Consider the following 16,581-nt stretch of genomic DNA (forward strand, 5'->3'; position numbering starts at 1 on the left):
CGATATCCACTCCGGTGACGAGGTCGGCGTGGCGCCGGGGACCGGACGCCCGCCCTCAGGGCGGGGGTTCGGTCGCGTCGACGGCGGGGTCGAGGCCGGGCTCGTCGGCGAGCAGCCCGCGGACGACGGGCTCGATCCGGTCGGCGAGGTAGGCGTGCCCGGCGTCGGTCGGGCTGATGGCGTCCGCGGCGATCAGCCCGGTCTCGTCGAAGAACCAGCCCTCGGTGAGCGGGTCGAGGAACGTCGCGCCGGCGGCGGTGGCGGCCGCCTGGACGGCGTCGCGGACCGGCACGAGCTCCGCCGGTACGGCCGCGTCGGTCCACGCCGGCCCGATCACCAGCAGCACGGTGCCGGGGGCGGCCGCCCGGATCGTCTCGTAGGTCTGCGTGGCTGCGGCGGTGATCGCGGCCGGCGGGACCTGGTAGTCGTTGCGGCTGCCGAAGACGATCGTCACGTCCGCTTCCGGTTCCGGGGCGCCCGCCGCGAGGGTCGGGAAGGTGTCGCCGGTGGTGGCCGCCTCGGCGACGTAGCCGGCGCCGGCGACGGCGTGCGGAACCGTGGCCTCGGCGCCGATCCGCTCGCTGACCAGCGCCGGCCAGCCGGCCGGCCCGAGCCCGCCCTGCTCGGTGCCCGACACGTACCAGTCGCCGTAGACGGCCAGCACCGGGGCGCGGGCATCCGGCTCGGGAGGAGCCGGGGCGGCCGCGTCGTCCGGCGGGTCGAAGACCGGTGGGGTGCGGGTGCTCGCGTACCAGGCGGAGATGCCGACGGCGATCGCCGTCACCAGCAGGACGGCGAGGATCACCAGGCCCTCGGTGCGGCTGGGGAGCGGCAGGCGGGCGAAGAAGCCCGGCCGGTCCCTCGCCACGAGCGGCACGGTACCGCCCGGTTCAGCTGCTCGCCGGACGATCCGGCCGACCGTGTCCGGCGCCCTACTCAGCGAGCCCGGACGCTGACAAGATCACCGGCATGGAGGTGCGGCAGCGGCGAGCGGAGAAGGTCGGGGCCAGTGCGGAGCCGTGCGGCGTCTGCGGCGGGAGCAACGTGGTCGCGATGCGGTCGCGCGCCGTCCGCCGGGGCGCGGACTGGCTGAACCCGGTGTTCGACCCGGCCCCGCGCACGCACGACCTGTGCCGCGACTGCGGCGCCAAGCACCGCACCGAGAACGGCCTGCGGGTCTGACTGCGCGAACACGCGCACAACCCCGTCGTGCCGCAGACGGTTTCGGATGGCAGAGTTCCGGGAGTGAAGACCTGGCTCGACGCGTGGCCGGTGTACCGGCAACTGACCGGTACCGATCCCCTGGGTCGCGGCAAGGCCGCGCGCAGCAAGGCGACCGATGCCACGGTCTCCCGCACCGCCACGGCCGACAAGGTCGTGAAGAGCGTCTGCCCGTACTGCGCGGTCGGCTGCGCGCAGAACGTCTACGTGAAGGACGAGGCGATCGTCCAGATCGAGGGCGACCCGGACTCCCCGATCAACCGCGGCCGGCTGTGCCCCAAGGGCAGCGCGAGCAAGCAGCTGGTCACGAGCCCGAGCCGGGTCACCACGGTCAAGTACCGCCGTCCGTACGCCACGGACTGGGAGGACCTCGACCTCGACACCGCGATGGAGATGATCGCCGACCGCGTCCTGGAGGCCCGCAACAAGGGCTGGCAGGACGAGGACGGCGGCGAGCGGGTCAACCGCACCATGGGGATAGCGAGCCTCGGAGGGGCGACCCTCGACAACGAGGAGAACTACCTCATGAAGAAGCTCTACAGCGCCCTGGGCGCGATCCAGATCGAGAACCAGGCCCGGATATAGCACTCCGCGACGGTGCCCGGTCTGGGTGCCTCGTTCGGCCGTGGTGGCGCAACCAACTTCCTGGAAGACCTGGCGAACTCCGACTGCATCGTCATCGAGGGTTCGAACATGGCCGAGTGCCACCCGGTGGGCTTCCAGTGGGTGACGGAGGCCAAGGCGCGCGGCGCCAAGGTCATCCACATCGACCCGCGGTTCACCCGCACCAGCGCGATCGCCGACCTGCACGTGCCGCTGCGCATCGGCACCGACATCGCCTTCCTCGGCGGGCTGATCCGCTACGTGCTCGACAACGAGCTGTACTTCGCGGACTACGTCACCGCCTACACGAACGCCGCCGCCCTGGTCGGTGAGGAGTTCGTCGACGCCGAGGACCTCGACGGCCTGTTCTCCGGGTTCGACCCGGCGAACAACGTGTACGACGAGACGAGCTGGCAGTACGAGTTCGAGGAGGCGCCGGAGTCCGGCGCCGACGACCCGGCCGAGGCCGCCGAGCAGGAGCGCAGCGAGCAGGACCCGGCCGTGAAGAAGTCCGACCGCGCCCAGGCGGCCGGCAGCGGCGGCCCGCCGATCCCGGCCAAGCCCAAGCGGGACGAGACGCTGCAGCACCCGCGGTCGGTGTTCCAGATCCTCAAGCGGCACTTCGACCGCTACACCCCGGAGATGGTGTCGGAGGTCTGCGGCATCGAGCCGGAGGTCTTCGAGCAGGTCGCTGCGTGGGTGACCAGCAACAGCGGCCGCGACCGGACGACGGCGTGGGTGTACTCGGTGGGCTGGACGCAGCACAGCGTCGGCGCGCAGTACATCCGCACCTGCTCGATCCTGCAGACGCTGCTGGGCAACATCGGCCGCCCCGGTGGCGGCATCCTCGCCCTGCGCGGGCACGCCAGCATCCAGGGCTCCACCGACGTCCCGACGCTGTTCAACCTGCTGCCCGGCTACCTGCCGATGCCGCACGCCCACCAGCACCACGACCTCGAGGAGTACGTCGCCGACGCGGCCGGCAAGGCCGGCTTCTGGGGCAACAAGCCCGCCTACATGACCAGCCTGCTCAAGGCCTGGTGGGGCGAGGCGGCGACGGCGGAGAACGACTACGCCTTCGACTACCTGCCGCGGATCAACGGCGACCACAGCTCCTACCGGACGATCACCGACATGATCAAGGGGAAGGTGTCGGGCTACTTCCTGGTCGGCGAGAACCCCACGGTCGGGCACCCGAACAGCCGGATGAACCGCTTCGGGCTGGCCAACCTCGACTGGCTGGTCGTCCGCGACCTGCAGATGATCGAGTCGGCGACCTTCTGGAAGGAGGGCCCGGAGATCGAGACGGGGGAGATGTCCCCCGAGACGATCGGCACCGAGGTCTTCTTCGTCCCGGCGGCCACGCACGTGGAGAAGGAAGGCACGTTCACCCAGACCCAGCGGGTGCTGCAGTGGCGGCACAAGGCCGTCGAGCCGCCGAACGACGCCCGCAGCGACCTGTGGTTCTTCTTCCACCTGGGCCGGATCCTGCGCGACCGGCTGAAGGACTCGACCGATCCCCGCGACCGGCCGCTGCTCGACCTCACCTGGGACTACCCGGTCGAGGGCGAGACGGCCGACCCCAGCGCCGACGCCGTGCTGCGCGAGATCAACGGCTTCGGCCCCGACGGCGAGCTGCTGAACAGCTACATGCAGATGAGGGACGACGGCTCGACGTCCGGCGGCTGCTGGATCTACACCGGCGTCTACGCCGACGGGGTCAACCAGGCCGCCCGCCGGAAGCCGGCCAAGGAGCAGGGCGCCGTCGCCTCGGAGTGGGGCTGGGCCTGGCCGCTCAACCGCCGGATGCTTTACAACCGCGCCTCGGCCGACCCCGACGGCAAGCCGTGGAGCGAGCGCAAGAAGTACGTCTGGTGGGACGAGGACGCCGGCGAGTGGACCGGCCTGGACGTCCCCGACTTCGAGAAGACCAAGCGGCCGGACTACGTGCCCCCGGACGGCGCCAGGGCGCAGGACGCCCTCGCCGGCAACGACCCGTTCGTCATGCAGGGCGACGGTAAGGCGTGGCTGTTCGCGCCGGCCGGCGTCGTCGACGGGCCGCTGCCCACGCACTACGAGCCGGCCGAGTCCGTCGTCGAGAACGGCCTGTACAAGCAGCAGGCCAACCCGACGCTGGAGATCATCGAGGGCCCGTGGAACCGGGCCAACCCGAGCCGCAGCGACGTCTTCCCGTTCGCCGTCACCACCTACCGGCTGACCGAGCACCACACCGCCGGCGGGATGAGCCGCACGCTGCCCTACCTGGCCGAGCTCCAGCCGGAGTTCTTCGTGGAGGTCAGCCCGGAGCTCGCGGAGCTGCGCGGCCTGACGCACAACGACTACGCCACGCTGGTCAGCGCGCGGACGGCGGTCGAGGCGAAGGTGCTGGTCACCGAGCGGGTGCGGCCGATCAGGCTGCGCGACGGCACCGTCGTCCACCAGATCGGCATGCCGTACCACTGGTCCTACACCGGCATCTCCACCGGCGACGCCGCCAACGACCTGCTGGGCATCGTGATGGACCCCAACACCCACATCCAGGAGTCGAAGGTGTCCACCTGCGACATCCGGCCGGGCCGGCGCCCCCGCGGGCCGGAGCTGCTGGAGTTCGTGGAGGCCTACCGACGGCGGGCCGGGGTGGACTCGGGCCGGGTCGGGGTGAACGGCCGCGATCCCGTGGACGTCGCCGCGGGCGAAGGGTCCGCGCTGTGACCGCGGCTGGGATCAGGTTCCCTGATCGTGGCGCGTCCTCCCTCATGGTGGGCGGTGGGGGAGGACGACTCCCGGTGAGGGAGGACGGCGACATGAGGGTGAAGGACGCGGCATGACCTCGATCAGCTCGGCGAGCCCGGGGCTCAGCCAGAACGATCCGAAGAACCGGCTGTTCGGGCCGCTGCCCGACGTGTCGGCCGAGGCCGGCTACGTCGAGGAGCACCCCAAGCGGGTCGGCTTCTTCACCGACACCTCGGTCTGCATCGGCTGCAAGGCCTGCGAGGTGGCCTGCAAGGAGTGGAACACCCTCCCGATGGACGACGCGGACGGCAAGCGCGACGCCATCGGGATGTCGGGGATGTCCTACGACAACACCGGCATGCTCGGCGCCAACTCGTGGCGGCACGTGGCCTTCATCGAGCAGACCCGCGTGGTCGACCTGCCGATGCCGGCCGTCGGCCTGCCCGGGGCGAAGAACCGGCCGGACGTGCCGCAGCTGGGAGCACCGGACACCGGGGACGTCGACACCACCGCCAAGGCGCAGGCCAGCGTGCTCAACGCCGAGGCGCTCGCCGAGTTCGACCCGCAGACCGGCCAGACGGGGGCGGACAAGCAGATCCGCTGGCTGATGAGCTCCGACGTCTGCAAGCACTGCACGCACGCCGGCTGCCTCGACGTCTGCCCGACCGGGGCGCTGTTCCGCACCGAGTTCGGCACCGTCGTCGTCCAGCAGGACATCTGCAACGGCTGCGGCTACTGCGTGCCGTCCTGCCCGTACGGGGTGATCGACCAGCGCAAGGACGACGGCCGGGTCTTCAAGTGCACGATGTGCTACGACCGGCTCACCGACGGGCTGCAGCCGGCGTGCGCCACGGCGTGCCCGACGCAGTCCATCCAGTTCGGCGACCTCGACGAGCTGCAGGCCCGGGCCGACGCCCGGCTGGCCACGCTGCAGGAGCAGGGCGTGGAGACGGCGCGACTGTACGGGCGGGACGAGGACGACGGCGTCGGGGGAGCGGGCGCGTTCTTCCTGCTGCTCGACGAGCCTGAGGTGTACGGGCTGCCGCCGGACCCGGTCGTCACCACCCGGGACCTGCCGGCCATGTGGAAGGCGGCCGCCACCGGCGCGGCGATGATGGTGGGGGTCGCGCTGTCGGCGGTCCTCGGCTCGCGGAGGCGCTGACATGACGCAGGGAATCACCACGCCCGGCGCCGGCTGGCGGCGCGCGGACGGGCCGCCGGCGCAGAAGAGCCAGAAGCGGCGCCGCAAGGGCGGACGACGCGGGCGCAACGCCGAGATCGCGATGGTCGACGAGGCCGAGTTCACCTCCTACTACGGCCGGCCGATCATCAAGCCGCCGGTGTGGAAGACCCCGGACGTGCCGCTGTACCTGTTCCTCGGTGGAGCCGCGGGTTCGTCGGCGGTGCTGGGCGCGATGGCGGACCTGTCCGGGCGGCCGGCGCTGACCCGGGCGGCGCGGCTGGTGGCCGGTGGTGGGTCGATCGCCTCGGTGGGCTTCCTGATCCACGACCTGGGTCGGCCGGAGCGGTTCCTGCACATGCTGCGGGTGTTCAAGCCGACGTCGCCGTTGTCGGTGGGCACCTACATCCTGTCGCCGTTCAGTGCGGCGGCCGGGGCGACGGCGGCGGTGGAGCTGCTGGGCTGGTTCCCGCGGCTGAAGCGGTTCGGCGGGATCGTGGGCGGGCTGTTCGGGGGGCCGATGGCCACCTACACGGCGGTGCTGCTGAGCAACACGGCGGTGCCGTCGTGGCACGAGTTCCACACCAAGCTGCCGTTCGTGTTCGCCGGTTCGGCGATGGCCGCCGGTGGGGGGCTGTGCATGGCCTTCACGCCGGTGGAGGAGGCGGGCCCGGCGCGGAAGATGGCCGTCGCCGGCGCTGCGCTCGAGCTCGCGGTGGTGCACCAGGTGGAGAACGACGAGAGCATCGTCTCCGAGCCGTACCACGAGGGGCGGGCCGGGAAGCTGATGCGGGCGGCGAGGACGTGCACCGCCGCGGGCGCCGGTCTCACCGTCGTGGCCGGGCGTACCCGGCTGGGGGCGGTTGCGTCAGGAACGCTCCTGGCGGCCGGCTCGCTGCTCACCCGCTTCGGCGTCTTCGACGCCGGCATGGCCAGCGCCCGCGACCCGAAGTACACCGTCGTCCCGCAGCGGGAGCGGCTCGCGGCCCGGGAGAACGGGCACGCGCCGTCGGTCAGCCGCTGAGGCACGGCCGGCCGATCAGGTCCCCTCGATGATCTCGAGGCGGACCCCGAGACCGGTGTAGGTACCCAGGGCGCGGGCGTCGCGGGTGGCCAGCGGAACGTCACCCGCCCGCGCTGCGAGACCCACCAGGGCGTCGTAGACGGCGCCCCCGGCGATCCCCAGCGGAGCGAGCACGCGCGGTAGGCCGGTCGATTCCGCGGCCGGCACCTCGAGCACGGTGTCGAAGGTGGCCTCCAGCAGCCGGGCGGCATCGTCCCCTGCCACGCGGGCGTCCCCGGGGAGACGGGTGAGCACCGAGTACGTCTCGGCCAGGGAATGGGTCGTCAGGACCAGCGACCGCCCGGCCGCGTGGCGCCGGACGGCGGTGTGTGCGGTGTGGGAGCGCAGCAGCAACGGAACGGCGGCGCTGGTGTCGAAGGCCAGTCGCGTCACCGGCGGCCGGAGTCCAGGAGCCCGAACACGTCGTCGTCGGTGACCGCGGTGGACGAGTCGGCCACCAGCGCACCGTCGACCTCGACGAGCCGCGCCGTACGCCCGGCCGGGATCAGCTGCAGGCCTGCTCCGTATCGGCTGACGTCGAGGGTCGAGCCGGGCGTGAGCCCCAGAGCGTCCCGCAGGGCCTTCGGCACGACGATCCTGCCGAGGCTGTCGATCGTGGTCCGCACTGGTGGAACGCTACCAGTGAACATCCATCACGGTGTCCTCCCGCCAACGGGACGCTGCGGGCGGGGAAGCTCCGGCTGTCTGCGCCTCGGTTCACCCGCTCGCGCCGGCCGGTCGGCTGCGGGTGCGTCTCCGGTCCCGGTGCGCGAGGCCGTTGACGGCGTTCCGGAAGTCCGTTACCCCTCCACCTGAGGCTCCGGCCCGGCGCACTCCTCGCGCGGCGAGGTGAGCCGGCACGGGCTCGAAGGGGAGGATGCTCGTGGCGCCACAGACCGTGCTCATCACCGGCGGGGCCGGCTTCATCGGATCCCGGCTGGCGTCCCGGCTGGTCGGCGAGGGGCACGAGGTCGTCATCGCCGACGTCCTGCACCCCCAGGTGCACGACGGCCGCGGATGGCCGGCCGACACCCCCGAGGCCGCGGTGCGGTACCCGGTGGACGTCACGAGCGCGAGCCAGTGCGACGCCCTGCTCCGGCTCTGCACCCCGGACGTCGTCGTCCATCTCGCCGCGGAGACGGGGACGGGCCAGTCGCTCACCCAGGCCAGCCGTCACGGCCGGGTCAACGTGGTCGGGACGACGGAGCTGCTCGACGCCCTCGCCCGTGCGGGGCACGTGCCGGAGCACGTCGTCCTCGCCTCCTCGCGGGCGGTCTACGGCGAGGGTCGGTGGTCGGCCTCGGACGGCAGCACGTACTACGCCGCTCCCCGTTCGGCGGCCCAGCTGGAGGCGGGGCAGTGGGACCCCCAACCGCCGACGGCGGGGCTGCGGGCCGTCGCGCCCCTGCCGCACGCCGCCGCCACCACCGAGCCCCGGCCGACCAACGTCTACGCCGCGACCAAGCTGGCCCAGGAACACATCCTCGGTGCCTGGACCGTGGCCATGGGGTCGCGCTTCTCCGTGCTGCGGTTGCAGAACGTGTACGGGCCGGGTCAGTCGCTCTCGAACCCCTACACCGGGATCATGAGCCTCTTCGCGCGCAAGGCCCTCGCCCACGAGCAGATCGACGTGTACGAGGGCGGCCAGATCATCCGGGACCTGGTCTTCGTCGACGACGTGGTCGCCGCTCTGCAGAGCTGCCTGGGCCGCTCCGGTAGCGAGCCCTTGCTGGCCGACATCGGCTCGGGCCGCGCGGTGAGCCTGCAGGAGATGGCCGAGTTCCTGGCGCACGAGACGGGAGCCCCGGAGCCCCTGACCTCCGGCCACTTCCGGGCCGGCGACGTCCGCGCGGCCTCGGCCGACATCTCGCACGCCGCCACCACGCTCGGTTACCGGCCGGCCGTGGAGCCGAAGGCCGGTCTGCGCCGGCTGCTGGAGTGGATCGCCGGCGATGCGCCCGGCGACCAGGGGCTCTGACCACGAGGGATCGCGCGCCGGGAACTGCGGACCCGGGACCCGGTCGCCGGTGACGGCCCTTCCCGGCGCTTCCGAACGAGTGCGTTCCACTCCGCAGCAGGCGGGCGCGGTTACCGATGGTGAGGGACGCCCGGGAAGTGGCGCACTTCTCAGAGGTGCGGGGCCAAGGTTGTTCCCCTTCGTCGTGTCCGACGAAACCCTCCGGTCCGGACGGGTGGACCCGACCTCCCACGAGGATCGCTCAGCACCCGGCCGGAGGTACCCAGGAGGTACGAGGTGCGCAGCAGCCGCACGACCGAGGGAGCGCACGGCACCGCCGTGTCGCTGCCCGGTGCCGCTGCGCACACCCGGCGGACGGCGTGGGAGCGACGGATCCTCCTGGCCGCGGTCCTCCTGGCCGGAATGTGGGCGCTCCTCGTCGCCCTCGCCACCGGCGCTGCCGCGAGCGGCGATCCGGTCGCGAACGGTGCCGTTCCGTCACCGGGTCACGCGGCTGGTCCGACACCTGGGCAGGGTGCGGCCGCGGCAGTGCAGCATCCGCCCGCTGGACCGAAGAGCCCGCACCCCGGGCCGCCACCGGCCGACCCAGGGCCGACGCCGCGACCCGCCGGCGCAGGGTCCGGCGCAACGGCGCCCGGCCCTCCCGCGCCGGCCCCCGTGCCGGACGCCGGACAATCGGACGTCGTCTCGCCGGAGGGCAACGCCGGCCAGGGCAAGCCGGACAGCGGCAACGCCGGCCAGGGCAAGCCGGAGGTCACGCCCGGCCAGCGGAAGCCGGACGCCAGCACGGCGGGCCATGGCAAGCCGGACGTCACGCCGGGCCAGGGCACTCCGGGCGTCGTCACTCCCGGCCAGGGTGCACCGGGCGGCGGTAAGCCGGACGTCGCTCCGGGTGGGGTTTCCCCGGGCCAGGGCACGCCGGGCGTCGTCGCTCCCGGCCAGGGTGCGCCGGGCGGCGGCAAGCCGGACGTCGCTCCGGGTGGGGTTTCCCCGGGCCAGGGCACGCCGGACGTCACGCCGGACGTCACGCCGGGCCACGGCACGCCGGTCCACGGCACGCCGGGCCAGGGCACGCCGGGCGGCGGCAAGCCGGACGTCACCCCGGACCAGAGCGCGCCGGACCAGAGCGCGCCGGGCCAGAGCGCGCCGGGCGTCGGCACGCCGGACATCGTCACTCCGGGCCAGAGCGCGCCAGGCGTCGTACGCCGGACATCGTCACTCCGGGCCAGAGCGCGCCAGGCGTCGGCACGCCGGACATCGTCACTCCGGGCCAGGGTGCATCGGGCCAGGGGTCAACGGGACAGGGTGCATCGGGCCAGGGCGAGCCGGACGTCACCCCGAGCGGTGTCACCCCGGGCCAGGGCGAGCCGGACGCCGTCGCGTCGGACCAGGGCGAGCCCGACGCCGTCACGCCGGGCAAGGCGAAGCCGGGGAGCAGCACCCCGGACGTCACGCCGGGCCAGGGTGCGGCGACGGCCGGGACGACCGGCGAGGTCGTCCCGACCGTGGATGTCCCGACCGTGGATGTCCCGATCGTGGATGCGGCGAGCGGGGACACGGCGAAGGCGGATCCGGTGGCCGGGGGCAAGCCGGGCGACGCGAAGAAGAGCGGGACGCCGGACGGCACGACCGCGGCGTCCCTGGCCCCGTCCAGTACGCCGGTCCCGCCCGCGCCGTGGGCACCCGTCGCGCCGGACCTCGAGCGGCCCATGGCCGCGGAGGACGGCCCCAAGCGGAGCGCGCACAGTTCGGGCGCCGCGCCCCCCGCACCCGACGGCTACACCGGCCGACGCATCCAGATGCGGGCCGGCGGGAACGACCCCGGCCGGGCGGCCACCTCGGTGACCCAGGCGGGCGCAGCAGCCGATCCCGGCCCGATCGGCGGGGCGGCGCTGCCGCCGCGGAGCCGGGCGCCTGCGCCGATGCCGCCCCCGGCGCCCGTGGCACCGAGCAGCGCGAACGCGCCCAGCGCGTCGGCCTCGGGCGGCGGGAACCACGGGTCGTGGGGTCTCGTCCACGCCATCCTGACCGGCGACATCGCCGGCCCCCCTGCACTGGCTCCGGGCGACGTCGTGGTCGGCGCCGCAGAGGCAGTCGTCGGCGGTGCCGCGGATCCGGGTTCCCGCCCGGACTGAACCCGTCCCGCGTCCGGCCGGCGGACGTGTGCCCACGGCACGCCCGGACCGCGAGCAGGACGCCACCGGCAGGGCCGCCCACCGGGGGGCTCCGCACAGACAACCGATCAGCCCGCAGGGCCACAGCGTGGTCCGCCCCGGTCCTCCGGTGACGTCACCGAGGACACCGGCTCCCGCAGCGTCGCGGGACGCCCCGTCGGACCAGCCGAGACACCGAGCAGCACACGACACGAGGTCGAGTCATGAACCAGCAGCAGCACGTTGCGATTCCGGAGCAGCGCCACGTCGACGCGGTGGTGTCCGCCTTCCCCGCGCGGGAGGCCCGCCGGCATGCCATGCCCCGGGTGAGCGTCGTCATCCCCACCCTGAACGAGGCCAAGAACCTGCCCACGGTCTTCGCCCACCTGCCCGCGGACCTCCACGAGGTGATCGTGGTGGACGGCCGCAGCGTGGACGACACGATCGACGTCGCCCGTGCCCTGCGGCCGGGGGTCCGCGTCGTCCTGCAGAACCGCGCCGGCAAGGGCAACGCCATGGCCTGCGGCTTCGCCCGTGCGACCGGTGACATCGTCGTGATGCTCGACGCCGACGGATCGGCCGACCCGCGCGAGATCCCCCGCTTCGTCGAGGCACTGATGACCGGTGCGGACTTCGCGAAGGGCACCCGTTTCGCCAACGGGGGCGGGAGCAGCGACATCACGCGGGTGCGGTCGTGGGGCAACCGCTGGCTGAACCGGGCCGCGAACGTCCTGTTCGGCACCCGGTACACCGACCTCTGCTACGGCTACAACGCCTTCTGGACTCACTGCCTGGAGGCGCTGGACATCGATCCCCGGCCGGCGGAGGAGGCCGGCCGGCTCTGGGGGGACGGGTTCGAGATCGAGACGATCATCAACACCCGGATGGCCAAGGCCCGGATGCGGGTCACCGAGGTGCCCAGCTTCGAGTTCCAGCGCCTGCACGGCACCAGCAACCTCGACACCTGGCGGGACGGGGGCCGGGTGCTCCGGGCCCTGCTGGTCGAGCGGATCAACGGCAAGGGCGTGCGCCGCACCCACGTGTTCCTCGACAACGTCGCCGTCGCCCCGCCGGAGGCCGGCCGGCTGCAGCACGAGGCCGGCCCGCGCACCGGTACGGACCGGTCCTGAACGCCGTCCGGGCGCCGGGTCTCGCACCTCGCACCGAGGCGGGAGGACCTGTGCGCGCTCAGCGGTACGCGGCGCTCGACGGCCTGCGCGGGTTCGCGGCCGTCGTCGTGGTGGTGTTCCACGCCGGCATGGCCGCGCCCGTCCTCGCCGGGGACGTGGGCATCGAGGAGGGCCACTGGTCCTGGTGGGCGGCGGAGACGCCGCTGCACCTGTTCTGGGCCGGGCCCCAGGCGGTGTACCTGTTCTTCGTGCTGTCGGGCTTCGTGCTGACGCTGCCCTTCCTGCGGCGGCCGCGGCCGTCCTGGCTGGGCTACTACCCGCGCCGTCTGGTGCGGCTCTACCTCCCGGTGTGGGCCTCTCTCGCGGTCGCGGTGGGGCTGTACTTCCTGTTCCCCCGGGAGAGCAGGCCGGGCGCCAGCTGGTGGATCAACGCCCACGACATGCCCCTCACGCGGGACGGGCTGCAGCACGACCTGTCGCTGCTCGAGTGGACGACGATGCTCAACAGCCCGCTCTGGTCCCTGCAGTGGGAGGTGTACTTCTCCCTGCTCCTGCCGGTGTACGTCCTGCTCGCCGCCCTCTCCCGCAGGGTGCGGTTCCTGGCCCCGGTGCTGGCGCTCGCGCTGCTGGGGCTGACCGCACTGGGTGAGAGCACCCTGACCGCCTGGCTCGTCTACCTCCCGATGTTCGGGCTGGGGACCCTGCTGGCCGCACACCGCGAGGAGGTCGGCCGGCTGCTCCGCGGGATGCGGACGTGGGCGTGGGGGCTGCTGCTCGTCGTCGCGCTGCTGCTCGTCGAGACCTCGTGGTTGCCCTCCCCGGTCGCGCCCATGATCGCCACCCCGCTCAGCGTGGCGGGGGCGGCCCTGGTGGTGTGCGCCTTCCTCTACAGCCCCGGCGCGGTGCGCGTCGGCGAATTCCGGGTGAGCCAATGGATCGGCCGGCGCTCGTTCAGCCTCTACCTGGTGCACGAGCCCGTCCTGGTGAGCCTGGCCGTCGTGCTCGCCACCACGAATCCCGCCGTCATCCTGGGGATCGGGCTGCCGCTCGCGGTGCTCGCCTCGGCCGTCTTCTACCGGCTCGTCGAGGCCCCGGCGCACCGGTTCTCGGGGCAGGTGGGCCGGGCCTTCGGGGGCGGTGGACGCAGCCGGGCCGTGACCCCGCCCGCTGCGGCCGCCCCCGTCGCCGTCGCGCCCGCGGGTGCGCCCGTCCCCGTCGCGCCCGTCGCCGTCGCGCCCGCGGTCGCGCCCGTCGCCGTCGGGCGACCGGAGGACTGATCCGGCGCGGGACCGATCCGGCGCGGGACCGATCCGGCGCGGGACCGATCCGGTGCGGCCGGAGGGCAGAGCCGGCGGGTCAGCGCCTGCCGGACAGCACCGCGCGGGCCCGACGACGGCTGCGCAGGTAGGCGACGGGGCCGCAGAGGACGCCGAGCAGCTCCAGCCGGGTGAGGACGGGCGGGAACGTCGTCGACTTGCCGAGGTTCTTCTTCGAGCCGGGGCTCAGCAGGTAGCGCACGCCCAGCGGGATGCGGCGGAGGACGGCCGCCGCCGTCCGGCGGTCGTCGAGCATCCACTTGGTGACGGTGGCCGACAGCCCGACGCCGTAGCGGAACATCTGCCGGCGCAGCGCCTCGTAGGACCGCCGGTGGCTGTGCCACATCAGCGCGGCCGGCTCGTAGACCAGCGTGTGCCCCGCGGAGACGGTGCGCTGGAAGATGTCGAGGTCCTCGCCGCCGTGCGCGACGGTGCCCGCGCCGAGGTCGACGGCGAACCCGCCCAGGCCCCGGACCGTCTCCGTCCGGAACGCCATGTTCGCCCCCGAGCCGAACAGGCCGGCGTTGTACGGGTACAGCGGGCTGCCGTGGCGGTGGTCGCCGGTGTCGAAGACCTGCCGCCGGAAGCCCTTGTGGAAGCCGCCGAACTCCTCCAGCCACAGCTGCGGCTGGGTCTCGACCTCGGCCGGCATGATGGCCCCGGTCACGCAGCCGACGTCGTCGGCCGCGTCGAACGCGGCGACCAGCCGGGCCAGCCACTGCCGGTCCACCCGGACGTCGTCGTCGGTGAAGACGATGATCTCCCCGCGTGCGGCCGCCAGACCGGCGTTGCGGGCGAACGACAGTCCCTGCCGGGGCTCGTGCACCCAGCGCACCCGCTCCTCGCCGGCGAAGGCGGCGCCCAGCGCGGCCGCGAGGGGCGCGGGGTCGACGTCGTTGTCGACCACGACCACCTCGAAGGGCGAGTACGCGCTCTCCAGCACCCGGCGCACGGTGGCGACGGTGGAGTCGACGTTGCGGAAGCTGGCGATGGTCACCGTGGCCGGCGGACCGGCGGCCGGCGTCCCGGCCGGGGACGGCGCCGGCGCGTCCGGCCCGACGTCGGCCAGGGTCTCCGGCGGCCGGAGACCCTGCTCGCGCAGCACGGTGGACAGCTGCGGCCGCAGCTCCGCCCAGGTCCGCTCGGCCGCGGCCCGGACGACGTCGCTGTCGGGGGCCTCGACCTCCACCATCCCGACCGGTTCCCCGCCGTGCTGGACGAGGACCCGGGCCAGGGGGTGGCCGGGCCGCGAACCGGGGTCGGGGTACTCGAGCTCGTGGGTGGCGAGGTCGACCGACAGCACGCGCCGGGGACGGAAGCCGGTCACCGGTAGTCCGATCCGGGCCGCCGGCGGACGACGGCCCTCGCCCGCCGGTAGGCGCGCCAGCCGGTCGTCGCCGGGGCCTCGCGGTGGGTGCTCCGCCGGCCGTCCCGCCCCTCCAGCCAGGCCGAGAACCGGGCCGGCGTCAGATCGCGGGTCACCATCAGCCGGGACACGCTGAACGGGTGCTCCCCGGGCCGGGACACCGCGTTGCGCACCCCCGCCGCGGACGCGTACCCGGCCTCCTCGGTCAGCCGGCGCACCCGCGGCCCGTGGTAGCCGTGCGGATAGGCGAACGTCGTCACGGGCCGGCCCAGGGCGTCCTCCAGGAGCCGCCGCGGGGTGCTCAGCTCGTCGCGGAGCGCGCCGCCGCCGAGGGTGTCCAGCTGCGGGTGGCTGTGGCTGTGTGCCCCCAGCTCCACCCCCGCCTCGACCAGTTCGGGCAGCTGGCCCCAGGCGAGCATGCGGTCCTCCGGCCCCGGTTCCCGCACCGGCGACCCCGCCAGCCAGCCGGTCGTCACGTACAGCGTCGAGGGCAGTCCGCGCGCCTGGAGCGCGGGCAGCGCGGCCGTGGCGAAGTCCGCGTAGCCGTCGTCGAAGGTGATCACCGCGATCCGCTCGTCCCCGCGCCACCCGTCGGGTCCACCCCGCCCGCTCATCAGGGCGCCGAAGGGCACGCACCGGAACCCCGCCCCGACGAGCAGCGACAGGTGCTCGGCGAAGACGGCCGGGGAGACCGAGTAGGGCGCGATCTGCCGCCCCGGCGTGTCCGTGATCGCGTGGTACAGCAGGACGGGCACGGCAGGGGGCACCGCGGCCCGCCGGTTCCCGGTGGCGAGCAGGGCGCTCACCGCCGTCCGCCCTCGACGGCACCGCGCGGGGCACGCCGCCGGCTGCGCACCCGGGCGGCGCTGCGCGCGTACAGCAGCGGCCCGGCCAGGTAGCCGGCCAGCTCCAGCGCCACCAGGAGGCGCGAGGTCTCCGCCGGCAGCTTGGCGTTCCGCGCCGACGTCGGCCAGAGCAGCATGTGCAGCCCGCGCGGGACGCAGCGGAGCACCGCCAGCGCCGGCCGGCCGCCGTGGGCCAGCAGCTTCGTGAGGCCCGCGGCCATGCCGACGCCGTAGCCGAACATCTGCACCCGGAGCGCCCGGGTGCTCTCCCGGTGGTGGTGCCGCACCACGGCGGACGGCGTGTAGACCAGCGTCCGGCCGGCCAGGATCACGCGCCGGTAGATGTCGAGGTCCTCGCCGCCCCGGGCCGGGGTGCCCGCCCCGAGCGCCTCGTCGAAGCCGCCGATCGCGCGCAGGGCCTCGGTGCGGAAGGCCATGTTGTTGCCGCTGCCGAACTCCCCGGCGGTGTACGGGAAGAACGGTGAGTGCGTGCCTGGTGTGCCCAGGCCGGACGGCGCGGGATCCAGCGCCCAGACCGTCCGCTCGGTGCCCTTGTCGAAGATGCCGGCGTCCTCGAACCACTCCTGCTCGGCCGTCGCCGTCTCGGCGGCGAGCACCCGGCCCGTGACGCAGGCGACGGTCCCGGCGGGGTCGGCGTCCAGCACGTCGAGCAGCTCGGCGATCCAGGTGGGATCGGGGACGGCGTCGTCGTCGGTGTAGGCGACGACGCCGCCCCGCGCCGCGGCGAGCCCGGCGTTGCGCGCCGCGGACAGCCCGCGGGTGGGTTGCGTGACGAGCCGCAGCCGCTCGTCGGCGACGCCGGACAGCAGCGCGGCCGTGCGGCCGGACGCGGGGTCGTTGTCCACGACCACGAGCTCCAGGTCGGGATGCGTCTGGTCCAGGACGGCCCGGACCGTCCCGCGCAGCCGGGGCTCCCGGCCGAGCGTGCACACCACCACGGACACGGGCCCCCGCTCGGGGTCGCCGGGCACG

Annotated in this window: 15 protein-coding genes; 9 read left to right on the top strand and 6 right to left on the bottom strand. The window is 73.9% G+C overall.

From position 1 onward, the window contains the following. Positions 1 to 55 precede the first annotated feature (55 nt). The gene (locus BM142_RS17900) at positions 56 to 868 is read right to left on the bottom strand and encodes a GDSL-type esterase/lipase family protein (RefSeq protein WP_175527332.1); all 813 of its coding nucleotides are present in this window, start codon (positions 866 to 868) and stop codon (positions 56 to 58) included. A gap of 101 nt (positions 869 to 969) precedes the next feature. Between BM142_RS17900 and BM142_RS17905 the strand changes: the two genes are divergently transcribed. From BM142_RS17905 to nrfD, 5 genes are all read left to right on the top strand, one after another. Next, entirely contained in the window at positions 970 to 1,182 is a 213-nt protein-coding gene (locus BM142_RS17905; RefSeq protein WP_092201746.1) for a hypothetical protein, read from the top strand. A gap of 63 nt (positions 1,183 to 1,245) precedes the next feature. Next, a complete protein-coding gene (locus tag BM142_RS25775) occupies positions 1,246 to 1,806 on the top strand; it encodes a dehydrogenase (RefSeq protein WP_092201748.1) in 561 nt (186 codons plus the stop codon). Between the two features lie 12 nt (positions 1,807 to 1,818). Continuing rightward, a complete protein-coding gene (fdh, locus tag BM142_RS17915) occupies positions 1,819 to 4,536 on the top strand; it encodes a formate dehydrogenase (protein ID WP_092201750.1) in 2,718 nt (905 codons plus the stop codon). A gap of 112 nt (positions 4,537 to 4,648) precedes the next feature. Then, complete coding sequence (locus BM142_RS17920) at positions 4,649 to 5,719, top strand: 4Fe-4S dicluster domain-containing protein (protein WP_092201752.1); 1,071 nt, start codon at positions 4,649 to 4,651, stop codon at positions 5,717 to 5,719. A 1-nt stretch (position 5,720) separates the two neighbouring features. Then, positions 5,721 to 6,761 carry an NrfD/PsrC family molybdoenzyme membrane anchor subunit gene (gene nrfD / locus BM142_RS17925; RefSeq protein WP_092201754.1) on the top strand — a complete coding sequence of 347 codons (1,041 nt, stop codon included), beginning with the start codon at positions 5,721 to 5,723 and terminating at the stop codon, positions 6,759 to 6,761. A 15-nt stretch (positions 6,762 to 6,776) separates the two neighbouring features. Here the strand turns inward: nrfD and BM142_RS17930 are convergent, their stop codons facing one another. Together BM142_RS17930 and BM142_RS17935 are read right to left on the bottom strand one after the other, a co-directional pair. Further along, entirely contained in the window at positions 6,777 to 7,193 is a 417-nt protein-coding gene (locus tag BM142_RS17930) for a PIN domain-containing protein (RefSeq protein WP_092201756.1), read from the bottom strand. Then, on the bottom strand, positions 7,190 to 7,426 hold the full coding sequence (locus tag BM142_RS17935) for an AbrB/MazE/SpoVT family DNA-binding domain-containing protein (RefSeq protein WP_092201758.1): 237 nt from the start codon (positions 7,424 to 7,426) through the stop codon (positions 7,190 to 7,192). The genes BM142_RS17930 and BM142_RS17935 overlap by 4 nt, the downstream gene beginning before the upstream one ends. Before the next feature lie 257 nt (positions 7,427 to 7,683). Here BM142_RS17935 and BM142_RS17940 point away from each other — a divergent pair, with 257 nt between their 5' ends. The 4 genes from BM142_RS17940 to BM142_RS17955 all read left to right on the top strand — a co-directional run bounded on the left by BM142_RS17940 (position 7,684) and on the right by BM142_RS17955 (position 13,338). Beyond that, positions 7,684 to 8,778, top strand: coding sequence for an NAD-dependent epimerase/dehydratase family protein (locus tag BM142_RS17940; RefSeq protein WP_217640776.1), 1,095 nt, complete (start codon positions 7,684 to 7,686; stop codon positions 8,776 to 8,778). 1,520 nt (positions 8,779 to 10,298) lie between these two features. Further along, positions 10,299 to 10,913 (top strand): hypothetical protein, encoded by a 615-nt coding sequence (locus BM142_RS17945; RefSeq protein ID WP_139228929.1) that lies wholly within the window; start codon positions 10,299 to 10,301, stop codon positions 10,911 to 10,913. 242 nt (positions 10,914 to 11,155) lie between these two features. Next, on the top strand, positions 11,156 to 12,061 hold the full coding sequence (locus tag BM142_RS17950) for a glycosyltransferase family 2 protein (RefSeq protein ID WP_092201764.1): 906 nt from the start codon (positions 11,156 to 11,158) through the stop codon (positions 12,059 to 12,061). A 50-nt stretch (positions 12,062 to 12,111) separates the two neighbouring features. After that, entirely contained in the window at positions 12,112 to 13,338 is a 1,227-nt protein-coding gene (locus tag BM142_RS17955) for an acyltransferase family protein (protein ID WP_175527333.1), read from the top strand. A gap of 79 nt (positions 13,339 to 13,417) precedes the next feature. Here BM142_RS17955 and BM142_RS17960 read toward each other — a convergent pair whose 3' ends face one another. Genes BM142_RS17960 through BM142_RS24655 form a run of 3 tightly spaced genes read right to left on the bottom strand, consistent with a single transcriptional unit; the run spans position 13,418 to position 16,580 of the window. Further along, positions 13,418 to 14,704, bottom strand: coding sequence for a glycosyltransferase (locus BM142_RS17960; RefSeq protein ID WP_092201766.1), 1,287 nt, complete (start codon positions 14,702 to 14,704; stop codon positions 13,418 to 13,420). After that, positions 14,701 to 15,549 (bottom strand): polysaccharide deacetylase family protein, encoded by an 849-nt coding sequence (locus BM142_RS17965; RefSeq protein WP_092201767.1) that lies wholly within the window; start codon positions 15,547 to 15,549, stop codon positions 14,701 to 14,703. The genes BM142_RS17960 and BM142_RS17965 overlap by 4 nt, the downstream gene beginning before the upstream one ends. After that, positions 15,546 to 16,580, bottom strand: coding sequence for a glycosyltransferase family 2 protein (locus BM142_RS24655; protein ID WP_175527334.1), 1,035 nt, complete (start codon positions 16,578 to 16,580; stop codon positions 15,546 to 15,548). The genes BM142_RS17965 and BM142_RS24655 overlap by 4 nt, the downstream gene beginning before the upstream one ends. Between the last annotated feature and the right edge of the window lies 1 nt (position 16,581).

The organism is Blastococcus tunisiensis, assembly GCF_900112815.1.
Lineage (GTDB): Bacteria > Actinomycetota > Actinomycetes > Mycobacteriales > Geodermatophilaceae > Blastococcus_B > Blastococcus_B tunisiensis.